Origin of the sequence: Pseudomonas sp. 09C 129 (assembly GCF_002843625.1) — a bacterium.
Classification (GTDB): domain Bacteria; phylum Pseudomonadota; class Gammaproteobacteria; order Pseudomonadales; family Pseudomonadaceae; genus Aquipseudomonas; species Aquipseudomonas chlororaphis.
Genome location: NZ_CP025261.1, coordinates 687,541 through 703,516 on the forward strand (window position 1 = coordinate 687,541; position 15,976 = coordinate 703,516).

The window sequence follows — 15,976 nt, forward strand, 5'->3', positions numbered from 1 at the left end:
GGAAACGAAAAAGCCCCAGGCCATGCGACCTGGGGCTTTTGCGTTTCTGGCTGGCGCACTCGGCGGGATTCGAACCCACGACCCCTGCCTTCGGAGGGCAGTACTCTATCCAGCTGAGCTACGAGTGCAGTGCGGGCGACATCATACCCATGTCGGCTTGGGGCGTCCATGCGGTTTTTTTTCGCGTGATGATTGGTCGTCGCCTCGTTGTTTATCTTGTCCTTCGCGATACCCGCAAGCCCCCTCGCTCCATTCACAAGTCCTCCCCTCGGACGTCCCTTTGTTTGCTTTGCTCTATGGCTTCAAGCGCTCTAACCGCTGCGTGCTCGCGCAGCGATTTCCTACCAGTCAAGGCGAACGCATGCATTCAAAAGGCGCGGTAATGCTCGATTTTTCGTTGCGTCAGACTCTGCTGGCACGCTCCGACCTGTTCAGGGGGCTGCCGGACACATTGATCCGTTATGTGGCCACCCATGCCGTGGAGCGCTCGTTGAGTGACCGGGAGGTGCTCTACCTCAAGAGCGAGGCGCTGGACTTCATCGCGCTGGTCGCCGAAGGGCAGGTGTATTCGGTGATTCATGGCCCGGACGGGCGCGAGCAGATTGTCGGCAGCGCCGGCGTCGGCCAGGTGGTGGGCGAGTCGGCGCTGATCGAGGGCCACGCCCGGGAAACCTCGGCCTTCGCCTGCGGCCCGACCCGGGTGCTGCTGTTGGGGCGGCGGCATTTCCGGGCGCTGTACGACGAGCCGCTGTTCTGGCAGCGCGTGTTGATGCTGCTGATGACCCGCCTGATGAAGATCCTGGAGTTGCTCGAACTGGTTTGCCTGCATCGCCTGGAGTCGCGTCTGGCGCGGTTCCTGCTGGCCAATATCGATGACTTCGAGCTGGCCCCGGCGACCTGTGCGGCGGTGCCGCGCAACCAGGGCATCCTGGCCTCGATGCTCAACACCAGCCGGCCGAAGCTCAATGTGCAGTTGCAGCTGTGGCGGCGTTCGGGGGTGATCAGCTGCCAGAGCGGCCGCCTGGTGATCAACGATGTCGAGCATCTGCGGCGCAAGGCCTGCTCGCTGAATTAATTGTCCAACTGTTCCCCAGGTAACAGCGAACGCCTGCTGTGCGATCAGAGACTGTCGGCTCATCAAGGAATGCACAGGGAGTGCTGGCGATGGGATCTTTTCGTGAAGTGGCGGCGGTCGATCGGTTGTTCGAGGCAAGCTGGCGAGCGGTGTACCCCGAGCTGATGCGCCGGGCCAACCGGCGAGCCAGGGGCAACCTGGCCCTGGCCCAGGAGTGGCTGTCCAACACGGCCGTGAAAGCCCTGCTGTTCTTCAGGCGTTCCCCGGAACGCATACGAGAGCCGCAGGGTTTTCTGTTTCTGGTGCTGGACCATGTGTTTCTCGACAGCCTGCGGCGCAGCAAGCGTGAAGGGCAGCTGTTCGATCATTCGATCGACCTTGAGCACGATCACCAGGCCCTTCTCGCCGCGCCTTGCCTGTCGGTGTTCGAGTACACCGAGCGGTTCGAACGACTGGTGCAGTTGGGCAATCGCGTGGAACAACTGCCATTGCTCCAGCGGCGGTTGTTTGAAATGCGTTTTGTCGAGGAATTGCCGTACCCGCAGATCGCCGCCGAGCTGGGCATCGCCCAGCCCCTGGTGCGCAAGCGCGTGCAGTTGCTGCGGGCGGCGCTGCGTTGACAGCGCCTTTGCGTTCACAGCCGTGGATGCCGGGCGTTCTTGTGTCATGAGCACCTGAAACCGTCGACGAGTTCACCGTCAGCGCGCCTGCGCTGGCGCCTTCCATCAAGGAGAGATGTATGCCAGAGGTCAACAGCCAGATTACCGACGCTGTAACGCAAACCAACGTCAAGGTGGTGGCCGAGGCGCCGGCCCAGGCCATTGCCTCGCTGTACCAGGTGGCCAGTCATTCGGCGGGGCTGTCCCTGCAGAACGCGGTCAACAGCCAGCAGGCGTTGAATCAGATCTCCAATGCGGTGATCTCCAAGGCGGTGTCGCTGATCATGCAGATCGGCGAGAAGCCTTGACGCCTGGGGAGATGCCTCATGTTCTGGTTCAAGAAAAAACCTGCTGCCGCCGCCGAGCCGGAGACTGACGCCACGTCGGCGACCGACCCCGAGGCGGCCGATCCCAAGCCAAGCGATACCGAGCCGCGCAATCCCAGGCCGAGCAATCCCGAAGCCGCCGAGCCTACGGCTGCGGGGCCCCAGGTTGCCGATCCCACCCCAGCGGGCGACTCCCCGCCACCGAGTGCTCCCAGCAAGTCGCCGCGCACGGTGATGGACCGCATGAACGACTACATGATGGTCCAGGTCGCGGCGCCGCCGACCGGCAGCACCGATGCGCTGAACAGCCAGATCGTCGAGGCGGTGCAGTTCACCAACGCGCAGACCTTCAGCTATGCCCCGGCGCAGATCGCCATTGCTCCGGACATGATGATCAGCCAGGCCGCCGGCCTGGTCGCGCAATCGGCGGCGGGCTATTTCGACGGGGTCAGCAAGCTGGCGCTGGCGGCCCAGGCGGTATTGCTCGAGCAGATGACGAAAAACATCGTCGAGAACCATCCCGAAAAAGCCGCCGAGGACGCCTTGGGCGCCCTGGCCACCGATCTGCTGGTGGGGGCGGCCGCCGCCGTTGCCGCGGCCGCCGGCGCCCTGGAGGCGACAGCGGCGGGTATTGCCATCGACAAGATCGACGAGAGCATCGCCAAGTACAGCAACACCCTGGCCAATCGCGGCGCGCCGCCGTCCTGATTCACGCCGTCCTGGCGTCATGAGCACCCGGTCCCGGAGCCCTCCGGGACCGGGCAGCAGCACGTTCTTTAATGAGCAAGGAGGAGGCCGAGATGCCCCAGGAAAATTCCGACTCGCTAGCGAGTCTTTATCAATTGGCCGATGCGCTCAACCTGAGCCTGTCCGCGGGCGAAAAGCAGATTCTCGAAGCCTGGATGCGCAGCGAGCCGCGCACGGGTGTCATGGAGCGGGTGCTCAACCAGACCCAGCATTTGATCGAGAACGAGAGACAGCGCACCCGCGACTTGATGGAGCAGGCCAGGGTCAGCGAAAGCAGCCTGCTGGGCAGTCCCCAGCAGCGTGAGGCGGTGATCCGCCAGTGGTTGGCGGCCAAGCGACAGGCGACGGTTATCGATGCGCCGGAGGAGCCTGTGCGGATGCTCAGCAGCGCGCAGAACCAGCTGATCCGCCAGACCGTCGAGGAAGCCGTGCAAGCGCGGATGCTGGGGCTGGTGCAGCAGGTCGAGGCGGTGCTTTCCCGTATCGACCAGGCAGGCGACGCGCCGGAGGACCATTGAGCATTTGCTCGTTCACAGCCTGTGTTTTGCCACGTTCATTGGTTAACACGGAACCCGCCGTGTACTAAACAAAGGAAGTTGAACCATGCCATTAGTCAACGAGCAAATTACCGACGCGGTCACCCAGACCAACGTCAAAGTGGTGGCCGAATCCCCAGCGATGGCGATGAGCACCATCTACCAGTCCATGGGCCAGGCGACGGCGATTCTGTTCCAGAACGCTGTTTCCGCCCAGCAGCAGCAAAATACCCTGGCCCAGGCCGCCACCAACCAGGGCGTGATGCAGATCTACAGCGTCGATACCACCGCCGGCGCGGCGGCGACCGAAAAAGTCGCCCAGGGCGGCGTGGCCGACAACCTGACCAGCCTGCTGACAGTCCTCAAATCGTTCAACCCTTGATCGGGCGAGCGCTAACGGAAGTTGTTCTTTCTTAATTAAGGAGTTTCACCTATGAGTACAGTCAGTCCGCAAATCACCGACGCCGTGACCCAGACCAACGTCAAGGTCGTGGCCGAAGCGCCGGCCATGTCGATGGGCACCATCTACCAGTCCCTGGGGCAATCCGTAGCGATCCTGTTCCAGAACTCGGTCTCGGCCCAGCAACAGCAAAACACCCTGGCCCAGGCGGCGACCAACCAGGGCGTGATGCAGATCTACAGCGTCAACACCACCGCAGGCGCGGCGGCCACCGAAAAAATGGCCCAGGGCGGTGTCGGCGACAACCTCGCCAGCCTGCTGACGATCCTCAAGTCGTTCACCTAAGGCCTGGCCCTGGAACAACCCCGCAGCCTTCCGGTTGCGGGGTTTTTTGCGTTTGGCACGCCCACCCCCCTGTAGGCGCGTCTGCTCCCAATCGCAGGGACGGTGTCGTTGATCCGAAAGATTCTGCCAAAGCGGCGTTTTCGTTCTTTTTTTCGAACAGCCTATTGCCCTGTCCCCTGGTTGACCCTAGGATTCGTTTGAGATTTCAAACGCTCTTGTCAAAGAGCCGATCCGCTCGTCTATTCTGACAGGCGCTATTTCTGTGCTTGAGCCCGGTAACAGTTTTTCCTGACGGCAGCCTGTCAAGGCGCCTTTCAACAATCACAATTCGCTCCGCCCCGCGCGGTGCTGTTAAGGAAACCGACATGCAGCTTAAAGACGCCCAGTTGTTCCGCCAGCAAGCCTTCATCGATGGGGCTTGGGTCGACGCGGATAACGGCCAGACCATCAAAGTGAACAACCCGGCCACGGGCGAAATCCTCGGCACCGTGCCGAAGATGGGCGCTGCCGAAACCCGTCGTGCCATCGAAGCCGCCGACAAGGCCCTGCCTGCCTGGCGCGCGCTGACCGCCAAGGAGCGGGCGACCAAGCTGCGTCGCTGGTATGAGCTGCTGATCGAAAACCAGGACGACCTCGGTCGCCTGATGACCCTGGAGCAGGGCAAGCCACTGGCCGAAGCCAAGGGCGAAATCGCCTACGCCGCCTCCTTCATCGAATGGTTCGCCGAGGAAGCCAAGCGCATCTACGGCGACGTGATTCCCGGCCACCAGCCGGACAAGCGCCTGATCGTGATCAAGCAGCCGATCGGCGTGACCGCGGCCATCACCCCGTGGAACTTCCCGGCGGCGATGATCACCCGTAAAGCCGGCCCGGCCCTGGCCGCTGGTTGCACCATGGTGATCAAGCCGGCGTCGCAGACGCCGTTCTCGGCCCTGGCCCTGGTCGAGCTGGCGCACCGCGCGGGCATTCCGAAAGGCGTGCTGAGCGTAGTCACCGGCAGCGCCGGCGATATTGGCGGCGAGCTGACCAGCAACCCGATCGTGCGCAAGCTGTCCTTCACCGGCTCGACCGAAATCGGTCGCCAGCTGATGGCCGAATGCGCCAAGGACATCAAGAAGGTTTCCCTGGAGCTGGGCGGTAACGCTCCGTTCATCGTGTTCGACGACGCGGACCTGGATAAGGCCGTCGAAGGCGCGATCATCTCCAAGTACCGCAACAACGGTCAGACCTGCGTCTGCGCCAACCGCCTGTACATCCAGGACTCGGTCTACGACGCCTTCGCCGAGAAGCTCAAGGCCGCGGTGGCCAAGCTGAAGATCGGCAACGGTCTGGAAGAAGGCACCACCACCGGCCCGCTGATCGACGAAAAAGCCGTGGCCAAGGTCCAGGAACACATCGCCGACGCCCTGGGCAAAGGCGCGACCCTGCTGGCCGGCGGCAAGCCGATGGAAGGCAACTTCTTCGAGCCGACCATCCTGGTCAACGTGTCGAAAGACGCGGCCGTGGCCAAGGAAGAAACCTTCGGTCCGCTGGCGCCACTGTTCCGTTTCAAGGACGAAGCCGAAGTGATCGCGATGTCCAACGACACCGAGTTCGGCCTGGCCTCGTACTTCTACGCTCGCGACCTGGGCCGTGTGTTCCGTGTGGCCGAAGCCCTGGAATACGGCATGGTCGGCGTCAACACCGGGTTGATCTCCAACGAAGTCGCGCCGTTCGGCGGTATCAAGGCCTCGGGCCTGGGCCGTGAAGGTTCCAAGTACGGTATCGAGGATTACCTGGAAATCAAATACCTCTGCCTGGGCATCTGATACCCGCGCCAAGGCATGGTTTTAAGCGCCAGGGGCACGAGAGCGCTGTCCCCTGGCGTGCTGTAAACGATCTTTCAGTTAGTGGCCGGGATAGCCGGGGCAGTCGATCATCGCATGCTGCCGCGGTTGCCTTCCCGCCACGTCATCCTTGAACCACGCCGACCGATGAGCGGCGAATGAGGACACTATGAGCAAGACCAACGCATCCCTGATGAAACGCCGTGAAGCCGCCGTACCGCGCGGTGTTGGCCAGATTCACCCGATCTTCGCCGACTCCGCGAAGAACGCCACGGTAACCGACGTTGAAGGTCGCGAGTTCATCGACTTCGCCGGCGGTATCGCCGTACTCAACACCGGCCACCTGCACCCGAAAATCGTCGCCGCGGTGACCGAGCAGCTGAACAAGCTGACCCACACCTGCTTCCAGGTCCTGGCCTACGAGCCTTACGTGGAACTGTGTGAAAAAGTGAACGCCAAGGTGCCGGGCGATTTCGCCAAGAAAACCCTGCTGGTGACCACCGGTTCCGAAGCCGTGGAAAACTCGGTGAAGATCGCCCGTGCCGCCACTGGCCGCGCCGGCGTGATCGCCTTCACCGGCGCCTACCACGGTCGCACCATGATGACCCTGGGCCTGACCGGCAAGGTCGTGCCTTACTCGGCCGGCATGGGCCTGATGCCAGGCGGCATCTTCCGCGCGCTGTACCCGAACGAGCTGCACGGTGTGAGCATCGACGATTCGATCGCCAGCATCGAGCGCATCTTCAAGAACGATGCCGAGCCACGTGACATCGCCGCGATCATCATCGAGCCGGTGCAGGGTGAAGGCGGTTTCTACGTCGCGCCTAAAGAGTTCATGAAGCGTCTGCGCGCCCTGTGCGACCAGCACGGCATCCTGCTGATCGCCGACGAAGTGCAGACCGGCGCTGGCCGTACCGGCACCTTCTTCGCCATGGAGCAGATGGGCGTTGCCGCCGACCTGACCACCTTCGCCAAGTCCATCGCTGGCGGCTTCCCGCTGGCCGGTGTCTGCGGCAAGGCCGAATACATGGACGCCATCGCGCCAGGCGGCCTGGGCGGCACCTACGCCGGTAGCCCGATCGCCTGCGCCGCGGCCCTGGCCGTGATGGAAGTGTTCGAGGAAGAGCACCTGCTGGACCGTTGCAAGGCGGTCGGCGAGCGTCTGGTGACCGGCCTCAAGGCCATCCAGGCCAAGTACCCGGTGATCGGCGACGTGCGTGCCCTGGGCGCGATGATCGCGGTCGAGCTGTTCGAGAACGGCGACAGCCACAAGCCGAACGCGGCCGCCGTGGCACAGGTTGTTGCCAAGGCGCGCGACAAGGGCCTGATCCTGCTGTCCTGCGGCACCTACGGTAACGTCCTGCGCGTGCTGGTTCCGCTGACCTCGCCGGACGAGCAGCTGGACAAGGGCCTGGCGATCATCGAAGAGTGCTTCTCCGAACTCTGATCCCGCCTGTGACCTGATTGACAAAAAGACCCGCCTCGGCGGGTTTTTTTGTGCCGATAGAGGCTGCGCAGTGCATTTGCGCTGTATGGAAGCCTCGGCATTGACTAAGGTGCAAAGGATTGCCCAGGGAGCGTGCTGCATGACTGCTGTGGATTTACCCGCTGTACCGCGAGTGTTGATTGCCGAGGCGGACCCTTGGTCGCGCGATTTGCTCAAGCAGGTGTTGTTGAATGTACGTTGCGACGCGCGGCTGGACGTGTGCGCCGACGGTCAGGAAGCCCTGCAACTGCTGGCCGAAAACCCCTATGACCTGGTGATCGCCGACTGGGAGTTGCCCGGCGTCGACGGCCTGGGCCTGCTGCGCAGCGTGCGCCAGCGCAAGCGCAACCCGGTGCTGCCTTTTATCCTCATGAGCACCCGCAACGACAGCGCCAGCGTGCGCGAAGCCTTGCCGCTGGCGCCGACGGCCTACCTGACCAAGCCGCTGAACATGGAAGGCCTGACCCAGCGCCTGCAGGACCTGCTGCTGGACCCCGGCCAGGAAGTGTCGTGCGAGGTGCCGACCCTGGCGCCGGGCATGACCCTGTGGACCTTTCTCGAGCGCCGCCGCGAGCTGGCCGACGGCGCGCCGTTGCTCGCCGATGTGCAACTGGCGGTGAAGCGCAGCCTCAACCCCGACGGTCTCGACCTCAAGCTGCTGGAAGAAGAGGTGCGTACCGACCCGCAGATCAACGCGGTGCTGATTGCCGCGGCCAACAGCGCCGCCCAGCACCATGGCAGCGCGGTGCAGACCCTGGCCCAGGCCCTCCACCGGCTGGGTACCGGGCAGAGCATGAACCTGATTCTCGGCCTGGCGCTCAAGCGTAGCGCGCGCCTGAGCGACCCGGCCCTGGGCGATTACGCCGAGCGTTACTGGGAACTGTCGCTGCACACCGCGGAATACGGCCGGACCCTGGCCCGCTTGCTGGACCTGGACCAGGAGCGCTGCTATTGCGCCGGCATGCTGCATCGCCTGGGGGACCTGGCGCTGCTGCGCTGCCTGCAAGAGTGGAAGCAAGCCGGTGGCGCGCTGGACGACATGGAAGAGATCGGCGATGCCCTGGCACAGTTCGGCGCGGCCTATGGTTCGGCCTTGCGCACCCGCTGGCGCCTGCCGCTGGAGCTGCGCGAGCTGATTGCTTCGGCCTACCAGCTCGGTGGCGGGGTTTATTCCCGCGAGGCTCTGGTGATGAACCTCTCTGCCCAGCTCGCCCGCCTGCGGCCCTCCGAGGGCCTCGAAGAGCTGGCCGACAGCAAGACCGCGCGCCTGCTCAAGATCGGCCTGCCGGAGCTGGTTCGCCTGCGTAAAACCGATACGCGAGAAGCGTGAGGACGCCGCGCAATCCTGTAGCCGCTGCCGAGCCCCGCGAGGCTGCGTTCGAGGACAAAGTCCTCGCCAAACCTGGGCACGCGGTTCGCCAGGAAGATCAAGTTGCCGGGTGTTACGACTGCTGCGCAGCCGATCGCAGCCTCGCGGGCTCGGCAGCGGCTACGGTGGGTTGCAGTTGCGACCTACCCCGAAACGATCCGGTTCTTGCCCTGGCGCTTGGCTTCGTACATCGCCGCGTCGGCGCGGGCGAAGAGGCTGTCGAGTTTTTCGTCGTCGGCGGTGAGGCTGGTCAGGCCCTGGCTGACGGTGATGCTGAACTGCTCCTCGCCATGGCTGAAGGTCAGGCGCTGGATTTCCCGCTGCAGGCGTTCGGCAACCTGGCGCGCCATGTCCGGGGCGCAACCGGGGAATAGGGCGGCGAACTCCTCGCCACCGATACGCCCGAACAGATCGCCACGGCGCAGGGTCGCGCGGCCGGTCTCGGCGATGCGTTGCAGGACGTTATCGCCCTCGGGGTGGCCGTAGGTGTCGTTGACCACCTTGAAGTCATCGATATCCAGCAACAGGAAGGCCAGCGGCGTGCCTTGCTGGCGCGCCTGCTCGAATTCGCGGTTGGCGCATTCGAAGAAGTGCCGGCGGTTGCTGCTCTGGGTCAGCACGTCGGTGGTGGCCAGGCGTTGCAGCTCGGTTTCCAGGTGCTTTTTCTCGGTGATGTCCTCGGCCAGGCCGACGATGATCACCCGGTCCCCGGGGGCGGCATTGCGATTGATGAAGCATTTGTCGCTGAGCCAGCGGACCTGGCCCTGGGCATCGATGATGCGGTATTCGCGGTCTTCCACCGCGCCTTTCTCCAGCACCTGGGCCAGGGTCCGCTCGGCGTATTCGAGGTCGTCGGGGTAGACGCTGTCGCGCCATTCGTTGGCGTCGGCCAGCAGCAGGCCGGCGGAGCGGCCGAAAATACGTTCATACGCCGGGCTGACATACAGCACCTGGCGGGCTTCCCAGTCGAAGGCCCAGAGCACGGCATTGACGCTGACCAGCAACGAGCTGAACAGCTGTTCGCGTTCTGTCAGCCGGGCGACCTCGCCCTGGGCATGCATCAGCGCCATCAGGGTTTGCGCGGCCTCGGGCCACTGGGGAAAAGCGGATGGGAGTTGTGGGTTCTTGTTGGCCATCGGCACCGATCTCAAAGCGCTCGCCGCTCGGGAAACGAAGCGGCCACGGAAAGCCCGCCTGGATGGCGAAGTGTTGCTTGAGATAGGGGATTGGCGGCGAAGTTCCCGTTTGCCGCGGTCTGGGAGCCGACAGCCGCTGGGCGGTCACGGTGGCACGGATGACGGGCTGGAACTCATGGGGCGGGGAGGGCAGCGAAGCCCACCCGCCACGGCAGCCGGGCTTGCCATGGCAGGTGAACGGGCCAGCGTCAGAGGCTGGCGGGACGCAGCGAGTAGGTTTTCAACTGGCTGGCGAAGTCGCGCAGCGATTGGATCCCGCTGGCCTCGGCTTCGTGGACCCAGTCCTTGATCGCCGCCAGCATGTCGTGGCCGTTGGAGCTGGTCTTGGCCCAGATCTGCTGCAGCGCCAGGCGCTTTTCGTAGATCACTTTCAGGGCCTGGCTGTGCTCCAGCATGTTCTGGATACGCGCATGGTGGCGCTCTTCCAGCAGGCTGGTCTCCCGCGACAGCAGGCGCTTGGCGCGATGGAACTGGTGGCGCACCGAGTGATCGACCTTGTCCAGCTCCTGCTTGACCAGCGGCGCGATCACCAGCTTGCGGTACTGGGCCATGATCTGGAAACGGTTGTTGAGGATCGCCATCGCCGTGTCCATGTCCAGGTGGCCCTTGCCTTCGACCCGGTGGGCGATCGGCGCGACCCGCTGCACCTTGGCCAGGCGCAGGAAGCTGAACACCTTGATCCAGGCCCAGCCCAGGTCGAACTCCCACTTCTTCACCGACAGCTTGGCCGAGTTGGGGTAGGTGTGATGGTTGTTGTGCAGCTCTTCGCCGCCGACCAGGATGCCCCAGGGCACCAGGTTGGTGGCCGCGTCGCGGCATTCGAAGTTGCGATAGCCGACCGCATGGCCCAGACCGTTGATCACCCCGGCGGCCCAGACCGGGATCCACATCATCTGGATCGCCCAGATGGTGATGCCGATGGTGCCGAACAGCAGCAGGTCGATCACCGCCATCAGCGCCACGCCGCCCAGCTTGTAGCGCGAGTAGAGGTTGCGTTCGATCCAGTCGTCCGGGCAGTTCTTGCCGTAGATGCGCAGGGTTTCCGGGTTTTTCGCCTCTTCGCGGTACAGCTCGGCGCCTTTGCGCAGCACCGTGGACAGGCCCTTGATCACCGGGCTGTGGGGGTCATCCTCGGTTTCGCATTTGGCGTGGTGCTTGCGGTGGATGGCGGTCCACTCGCGGGTGTTCTGCGCCGTGGTCAGCCACAGCCAGAAGCGGAAGAAATGTTTCAGGCCGGCATTGAGCTCCAGGGAGCGGTGGGCTGAATAGCGATGCAGGTAAACCGTGACGCCAACGATGGTCACGTGAGTCATTAACAGGGTGACTGCCACCAGTTGCCAGGCCGACAAGCCAAGAAAACCTTCGTACCACATAGGCTGTAGGGCCCTCGATAAAGAAAAAACAGCAGTCGCATTATCACCGAGCCCACAGAGAAAACCAGTCGCCCTTTCAGATAAGAGTGGCGAGATGTTTCTTCCTCTATAATCCCAAGCTTTCCGTAAGGACATTGACGACCTTATGTCGGTTTCTTCCCGCGACGCTTTGCGCGCAGCCTTGCTCTATCTCTTGTTGTCTGTGGTGTGGTTGCAGCTCAGTGGTCATTTATTGAGCAGTTTCTTCGATGAGTCGAACGATCTGGCGCGCTGGCAACTGATCAACGGGTATCTCTGGGCCCTGGTCAGCGCGGTCCTGATCTTCATCGCGCGGGGCCGTCTGCTGCGTTTGCTGGGTGCCGACTCCTGGCGGCATCACCAGCGCGAGGACCGCGAGCGTCTGCGCCAGGCGGCCGCCGTGTTCGATTGCACCCGCGAAGGGGTGCTGGTCAGCGACCGCCGGGGCCAGATCGTCCACGTGAACCGCGCGTTCATCGAGATCACCGGCTATCAGCGCGACGAGGTGCTGGGCCGCCAGCCGAGCCTGTTCAAGTCCGGGCACCACACGGCGGATTTCTACCAGGCCATGTTCGATTCGCTGAACGCCACGGGCGAGTGGAGCGGCGAGATCTGGAACCGACGCAAATGCGGCGAGATCTACCCGCAGTGGCAGACCATCCGCGCCATCCGCGATGACGACGGCCAGCTCAGCCACTATGTCGCGGTGTTTTCCGACATCAGCGCGATCAAGGATTCCGAGCACGAACTGGCCCACCTGGCGCACCACGATCCGCTGACCGACCTGCCCAATCGCCTGCTGTTCACCGACCGCGCCGAGCAGGCCCTGGCGTCGGCGCAGATCCACAAGCGCGGCTGTGCGCTGCTGATGGTCGACCTGGATCACTTCAAGATGATCAACGACAGCCTCGGACACACTGTCGGCGACCGCCTGCTCAAGGCCGTGGCCCAGCGCCTGCAAGGCATGTTCGGCCCGGGCATCACCCTGGCGCGGCTGGGCGGCGACGAGTTCGCGGTGCTGGTCGAGAGCTGCGCGCAGCCGGGGCAGGCCGCGGTGCTGGCGCAGCGCATCATCGACGGGGTGAAGCAACCTTTCCTGATGGACGAGAACCAGCTGTTCATCAATGCCAGCATCGGCATCAGCCTGTTTCCCAGCGATGCCCTGAGCGCCGAGCAACTGTTGCGCAATGCCGACACGGCGCTGTTCAAGGCCAAGAGCGCCGGGCGCGACAGTTACGCGCTGTACACCGAGGAACTGACGGCCCACGCCCAGCAACGGGTGGAAATTGCCTTCGAATTGCGCCGCGCCCTGGAGCAGCAGGAGCTGCGGGTGTTCTACCAGCCGGTGCACGACCTCGCCAGCAGCCGCCTGGTCGGGGTCGAGGCGCTGGTGCGCTGGGAGCATCCGCAGCGTGGCCTGGTGCCGCCTGGGGAGTTCATTCCGATTGCCGAGCGCGCCGGGCTGATCGCCGAGATCGATGCCTGGGTCATGCAGCAGGCCTGCCGGCAGATGTGCCAATGGCAGGCGGAGGGCATGGCGTTGTCGTTCGTCGCGGTGAATGTCTCCAGCCGCCTGTTCGCCCGCCGCGAGCTGTACCAGCAGGTGGCCCAGGTGCTGCACGACACCGGCCTGGACCCGGCCTACCTGGAGCTGGAAGTCACCGAAAGCGCGGTGATGGAAGACCCGGAAGTCGCCCTGGAGCAGATGCATCGCCTGCGCGAACTGGGGCTGCGCCTGGCCATCGACGACTTCGGCACCGGTTATTCCTCGCTGCTGCGGCTCAAGCGCCTGCCGGTGCAGAAGCTGAAGATCGACCAGGGTTTTGTCGCCGGCCTGCCGGGGGACGAAGACGACGCGGCGATCTCCCGGGTGATCATCGCCCTGGCCCAGAGCATGGGCATGCAGGTGCACGCCGAAGGCATCGAACAGGTGGAACAGGCGCGCTTCCTCCTCGACCAGGGCTGCGACCTGGGCCAGGGCTACTGGTTCGGCCGCCCGGTGCCGGCGGCGCAACTGCAATGGAACCGGGCGCCGCAGATCCACTGATTGCCAGGCTTGCATAGATTCCACCCTGTAGCCGCTGCCGCAGGCTGCGATCGGCCGGAACGGCCGTGGCGCTCGCAAGGACGCAGGAGGACCTGCGGTCCTGTCGCAGCCTGCGGCAGCGGCTACAGGGTTTTCTGCCGCCCGAAGAGACGCAACCCCGCGTCAATTCAAATAATTTCTTCTGGTTATATAAACATTCTTAAATAGTATTTTTAAGAATATCTGCGCCTATCTACTATTGCCCTCACGCCGCAAGCAGTGCCGCCACTGCCAGGCACATCTCATTCAGGAGCAACACCATGAGCGCATCTCTTCGTAGCGTTGACGGCCAGGACGAACAAACCATCTTGCGCGAGATTCAAAGCGCATTGCGCGACCTGCGTTTCGGCGCGGTGGAAATCACCGTGCACAACGCCCAGGTCGTGCAGATCGAACGCAAGGAAAAATTCCGCCTGCAACACCCTGGCAACAAACCAAGCTGAACGCCGCACCACCTCTCGCCACGAGAGGCCCGACTGGACAACCGGAGGGCGTCATCCATGACCCCCAGCCTGAACCCCAGCGTTCGCCCACGAATGCGGGCCTGATTCGCCATAAGAAAAATGCCAGCACATTAAAAAATTTCGGGAGCTCCATCATGTCGTCGATTCGCCGTTATGCCCTGGCCGCCCTCGCCAGCGCCGTTTTTGCCGGTTCCGCCGTTGCCAAGGATTACGAGTTGCTCAACGTGTCGTACGACCCGACCCGCGAGCTGTACCAGGACTACAACAGCGAATTCACAAGCTTCTGGAAAAAGGAACACCCGGGCGACAACGTCAAGATCCAGCAATCCCACGGTGGCTCGGGCAAGCAGGGCCGCGCGGTGATCGACGGCCTGCGCGCCGACGTGGTGACCCTGGCCCTGGCCGGCGACATCGATGAAATCGCCAAGCTCGGCAAGACCCTGCCGGCCGACTGGCAAACACGCCTGCCGGATGCGAGCACGCCCTACACCTCGACCATCGTGTTCCTGGTGCGCAAGGGCAACCCCAAGGGCATCAAGGACTGGGGCGACCTGATCAAGAAAGACGTGTCGGTGATCACGCCGAACCCGAAAACCTCCGGCGGCGCCCGCTGGAACTTCCTCGCCGCCTGGGCCTATGGCCTGAAAGCCGGTGGCAGCGAAGCCCGTGCCCAGGAATACGTGAAGGAGCTGTTCAAGCACGTACCGGTGCTGGATACCGGCGCCCGCGGCTCGACCATCACCTTCGTCAACAACGGTCAGGGCGACGTGTTGCTGGCCTGGGAAAACGAAGCCTTCCTGGCATTGAAGGAAGACGGCGGCGCCGACAAGTTCGACATCGTGGTGCCTTCGCTGTCGATCCTCGCCGAGCCGCCCGTGGCGGTGGTGGACAAGAACGCCGAGAAAAAGGGCAACACCGAGATCGCCGAGGCCTACCTCAAGCACCTGTACAGCCCGGCTGGCCAGGAAATCGCGGCGAAGAACTTCTATCGTCCGCGGGACAAGGATGTGGCGGCCAAATACGCCCAGCAGTTCCCCAAACTGGACCTGGTGACCATCGACAAGGACTTCGGCGGCTGGAAAACTGCCCAACCGAAATTCTTCAACGATGGCGGGGTGTTCGACCAGATCTACCAGGCGCAGTAATCTTCAGTGGCGAGCCCCGGGCGGCAAGACATCCAGGGCTCGCCGAACCGCCAGAGCAATAGGCCCGGATTCGTTTCCGGGCTTTGCGTGTCAACCAAGGACTTTTATGTCGCGTCGTATCTCCCCCGTCATACCCGGCTTCGGGCTGACGCTGGGCTACACCTTGGTGTACCTCAGCCTGATTGTGCTCATACCCCTGGCGGCGATGTTCGTGCATGCCGCCCAACTCACCTGGGATCAGTTCTGGGCCATCGTCTCGGCGCCGCGGGTGCTCGCCGCGCTCAAGCTGAGCTTCGGCACGGCGCTGTACGCGGCGATCATCAATGGCGTGATCGGCACGCTGCTGGCCTGGGTGTTGGTGCGCTACAGCTTTCCCGGACGCAAGATCATCGATGCGATGATCGACCTGCCGTTCGCCTTGCCCACCGCGGTGGCCGGTATCGCGCTGACCGCGCTGTACGCGCCGACCGGCCTGGTCGGCCAGTTTGCCACCGACCTGGGTTTCAAGATTGCCTATACCCCCCTGGGCATCACCCTGGCGCTGACCTTCGTCACCCTGCCGTTCGTGGTGCGCACCGTACAGCCGGTGCTGGCCGACATTCCCCGTGAGGTCGAAGAAGCCGCCGCCTGCCTCGGCGCCAAGCCCTGGCAGGTGTTCCGCCACATCCTGGTACCGGCGCTGCTGCCGGCCTGGCTGACTGGCTTCGCCCTGGCCTTTGCCCGGGGTGTCGGCGAGTACGGTTCGGTGATCTTCATCGCCGGCAACATGCCGATGAAAACAGAAATCCTGCCGCTGCTGATCATGGTCAAGCTCGACCAGTACGATTACACCGGCGCGACCTCCATCGGCGTGTTGATGCTGGTGGTTTCCTTTGTCCTGTTGCTGCTGATCAACCTGCTGCAGCGGCGCATCGAACGACCTTAA

At 63.6% G+C, this 15,976-nt stretch carries 16 protein-coding genes and 1 tRNA gene; 14 read left to right on the forward strand and 3 right to left on the reverse strand.

What is annotated here, in order from left to right; genetic code table 11:
* Window positions 1-51: 51 nt before the first annotated feature.
* Window positions 52-128 (reverse strand) — tRNA-Arg (locus CXQ81_RS03195).
* 254 nt (window positions 129-382) lie between these two features.
* On the opposite strand from CXQ81_RS03195, the gene CXQ81_RS03200 reads away from it, so the two are divergent.
* From CXQ81_RS03200 to CXQ81_RS03245, 10 genes are all read left to right on the forward strand, one after another.
* Entirely contained in the window at window positions 383-1,075 is a 693-nt protein-coding gene (locus tag CXQ81_RS03200) for a Crp/Fnr family transcriptional regulator (protein WP_158245994.1), read from the forward strand.
* Between the two features lie 89 nt (window positions 1,076-1,164).
* Window positions 1,165-1,695, forward strand: coding sequence for an RNA polymerase sigma factor (locus CXQ81_RS03205; RefSeq protein WP_172963020.1), 531 nt, complete (start codon window positions 1,165-1,167; stop codon window positions 1,693-1,695).
* A gap of 119 nt (window positions 1,696-1,814) precedes the next feature.
* Complete coding sequence (locus CXQ81_RS03210) at window positions 1,815-2,042, forward strand: RebB family R body protein (protein WP_007930328.1); 228 nt, start codon at window positions 1,815-1,817, stop codon at window positions 2,040-2,042.
* Window positions 2,043-2,060: 18 nt separating this feature from the next.
* Window positions 2,061-2,768, forward strand: a complete 708-nt coding sequence (locus tag CXQ81_RS03215; RefSeq protein WP_101336453.1) for a hypothetical protein — start codon at window positions 2,061-2,063, stop codon at window positions 2,766-2,768.
* A 92-nt stretch (window positions 2,769-2,860) separates the two neighbouring features.
* Complete coding sequence (locus CXQ81_RS03220) at window positions 2,861-3,325, forward strand: hypothetical protein (RefSeq protein WP_101339373.1); 465 nt, start codon at window positions 2,861-2,863, stop codon at window positions 3,323-3,325.
* An 85-nt stretch (window positions 3,326-3,410) separates the two neighbouring features.
* Window positions 3,411-3,725 carry a RebB family R body protein gene (locus tag CXQ81_RS03225; RefSeq protein WP_009041621.1) on the forward strand — a complete coding sequence of 105 codons (315 nt, stop codon included), beginning with the start codon at window positions 3,411-3,413 and terminating at the stop codon, window positions 3,723-3,725.
* Window positions 3,726-3,776: 51 nt separating this feature from the next.
* Window positions 3,777-4,088, forward strand: a complete 312-nt coding sequence (locus CXQ81_RS03230) for a RebB family R body protein (protein WP_025808521.1) — start codon at window positions 3,777-3,779, stop codon at window positions 4,086-4,088.
* Window positions 4,089-4,453: 365 nt separating this feature from the next.
* Window positions 4,454-5,896: an NADP-dependent succinate-semialdehyde dehydrogenase gene (gabD, locus tag CXQ81_RS03235; protein WP_009046383.1), complete on the forward strand. Its 1,443-nt coding sequence runs from the start codon at window positions 4,454-4,456 to the stop codon at window positions 5,894-5,896.
* A gap of 187 nt (window positions 5,897-6,083) precedes the next feature.
* A complete protein-coding gene (gene gabT, locus CXQ81_RS03240; protein WP_007930337.1) occupies window positions 6,084-7,361 on the forward strand; it encodes a 4-aminobutyrate--2-oxoglutarate transaminase in 1,278 nt (425 codons plus the stop codon).
* Window positions 7,362-7,500: 139 nt separating this feature from the next.
* Complete coding sequence (locus CXQ81_RS03245; protein ID WP_101336454.1) at window positions 7,501-8,730, forward strand: HDOD domain-containing protein; 1,230 nt, start codon at window positions 7,501-7,503, stop codon at window positions 8,728-8,730.
* 182 nt (window positions 8,731-8,912) lie between these two features.
* Here CXQ81_RS03245 and CXQ81_RS03250 read toward each other — a convergent pair whose 3' ends face one another.
* Window positions 8,913-9,905, reverse strand: coding sequence for a sensor domain-containing diguanylate cyclase (locus CXQ81_RS03250; protein WP_007921510.1), 993 nt, complete (start codon window positions 9,903-9,905; stop codon window positions 8,913-8,915).
* A 248-nt stretch (window positions 9,906-10,153) separates the two neighbouring features.
* Window positions 10,154-11,338, reverse strand: coding sequence for a delta-9 fatty acid desaturase DesA (gene desA, locus CXQ81_RS03255; protein WP_007921512.1), 1,185 nt, complete (start codon window positions 11,336-11,338; stop codon window positions 10,154-10,156).
* A gap of 145 nt (window positions 11,339-11,483) precedes the next feature.
* Between desA and dibA the strand changes: the two genes are divergently transcribed.
* The 4 genes from dibA (at window position 11,484) to cysT (ending at window position 15,976) form a co-directional block, all read left to right on the forward strand.
* Complete coding sequence (gene dibA / locus CXQ81_RS03260) at window positions 11,484-13,403, forward strand: phosphodiesterase DibA (RefSeq protein WP_101336455.1); 1,920 nt, start codon at window positions 11,484-11,486, stop codon at window positions 13,401-13,403.
* A 299-nt stretch (window positions 13,404-13,702) separates the two neighbouring features.
* Window positions 13,703-13,885: a sulfur starvation response protein OscA gene (gene oscA / locus CXQ81_RS03265; protein ID WP_007921516.1), complete on the forward strand. Its 183-nt coding sequence runs from the start codon at window positions 13,703-13,705 to the stop codon at window positions 13,883-13,885.
* 155 nt (window positions 13,886-14,040) lie between these two features.
* Window positions 14,041-15,051, forward strand: a complete 1,011-nt coding sequence (locus CXQ81_RS03270; RefSeq protein ID WP_007921518.1) for a sulfate ABC transporter substrate-binding protein — start codon at window positions 14,041-14,043, stop codon at window positions 15,049-15,051.
* 106 nt (window positions 15,052-15,157) lie between these two features.
* Window positions 15,158-15,976, forward strand: a complete 819-nt coding sequence (gene cysT / locus CXQ81_RS03275; protein WP_007921521.1) for a sulfate ABC transporter permease subunit CysT — start codon at window positions 15,158-15,160, stop codon at window positions 15,974-15,976.

Bases quoted from the DNA above. Each gene is read 5' to 3' on its own strand.
- gabT (WP_007930337.1), top strand. From the start codon at position 6,084: ATGAGCAAGACCAACGCATCCCTGATGAAACGCCGTGAAGCCGCCGTA.
- desA (WP_007921512.1), bottom strand. From the start codon at position 11,338: ATGTGGTACGAAGGTTTTCTTGGCTTGTCGGCCTGGCAACTGGTGGCA.
- cysT (WP_007921521.1), top strand. From the start codon at position 15,158: ATGTCGCGTCGTATCTCCCCCGTCATACCCGGCTTCGGGCTGACGCTG.
- CXQ81_RS03200 (WP_158245994.1), top strand. From the start codon at position 383: ATGCTCGATTTTTCGTTGCGTCAGACTCTGCTGGCACGCTCCGACCTG.
- CXQ81_RS03245 (WP_101336454.1), top strand. From the start codon at position 7,501: ATGACTGCTGTGGATTTACCCGCTGTACCGCGAGTGTTGATTGCCGAG.
- CXQ81_RS03270 (WP_007921518.1), top strand. From the start codon at position 14,041: ATGTCGTCGATTCGCCGTTATGCCCTGGCCGCCCTCGCCAGCGCCGTT.
- CXQ81_RS03225 (WP_009041621.1), top strand. From the start codon at position 3,411: ATGCCATTAGTCAACGAGCAAATTACCGACGCGGTCACCCAGACCAAC.
- CXQ81_RS03230 (WP_025808521.1), top strand. From the start codon at position 3,777: ATGAGTACAGTCAGTCCGCAAATCACCGACGCCGTGACCCAGACCAAC.
- CXQ81_RS03250 (WP_007921510.1), bottom strand. From the start codon at position 9,905: ATGGCCAACAAGAACCCACAACTCCCATCCGCTTTTCCCCAGTGGCCC.
- CXQ81_RS03220 (WP_101339373.1), top strand. From the start codon at position 2,861: ATGCCCCAGGAAAATTCCGACTCGCTAGCGAGTCTTTATCAATTGGCC.
- CXQ81_RS03210 (WP_007930328.1), top strand. From the start codon at position 1,815: ATGCCAGAGGTCAACAGCCAGATTACCGACGCTGTAACGCAAACCAAC.
- CXQ81_RS03205 (WP_172963020.1), top strand. From the start codon at position 1,165: ATGGGATCTTTTCGTGAAGTGGCGGCGGTCGATCGGTTGTTCGAGGCA.
- gabD (WP_009046383.1), top strand. From the start codon at position 4,454: ATGCAGCTTAAAGACGCCCAGTTGTTCCGCCAGCAAGCCTTCATCGAT.
- dibA (WP_101336455.1), top strand. From the start codon at position 11,484: ATGTCGGTTTCTTCCCGCGACGCTTTGCGCGCAGCCTTGCTCTATCTC.
- CXQ81_RS03215 (WP_101336453.1), top strand. From the start codon at position 2,061: ATGTTCTGGTTCAAGAAAAAACCTGCTGCCGCCGCCGAGCCGGAGACT.
- oscA (WP_007921516.1), top strand. From the start codon at position 13,703: ATGAGCGCATCTCTTCGTAGCGTTGACGGCCAGGACGAACAAACCATC.